This is a genomic window from Variovorax sp. Soil_C_39, from assembly GCF_057656815.1.
Genome location: NZ_JBDGJQ010000043.1, coordinates 143 through 549, shown reverse-complemented (window position 1 = coordinate 549; position 407 = coordinate 143). Strand labels below are relative to the sequence as shown.

The 407-nt window shown below is 66.1% G+C and carries 1 protein-coding gene; it reads left to right on the top strand.

Annotation, left to right across the window (positions count from 1 at the left end):
* Positions 1-407: cadherin-like domain-containing protein (locus AC3A6J_RS28015; protein WP_487863274.1), on the top strand; the 407-nt coding region annotated here is incomplete at both ends.

Sequence of the window (407 nt, the reverse complement as noted above, 5' to 3'; positions counted from 1 at the left end):
TTCCGAACTACACGCTGACCACGCCCGAGGACACGCCCGTCGCGGGCCAGGTGACAGGCGTCGACCTGGATGGCGACAGCCTGAGCTACGTGGTGGGCACGCCGCCCGCCAACGGCACCGTCGTTGTCAATCCGGACGGAACCTACACGTACACACCGGGTGAGAACTTCAATGGCACGGACACCTTCACCGTTGTCGTCGATGACGGCAACGGCGGCACGGCCACCAGCACGGTGGAAGTGACGGTCAGCCCGACCAACGATGCGCCCACCGTGCCGAACTACACGTTGACCACGCCAGAGGACACGCCTGTCAACGGCCAGGTGACCGGCGTCGACCTGGATGGCGACAGCCTGAGCTACGTGGTGGGCACGCCGCCCGCCAACGGCACCGTCGTTGTCAATCCG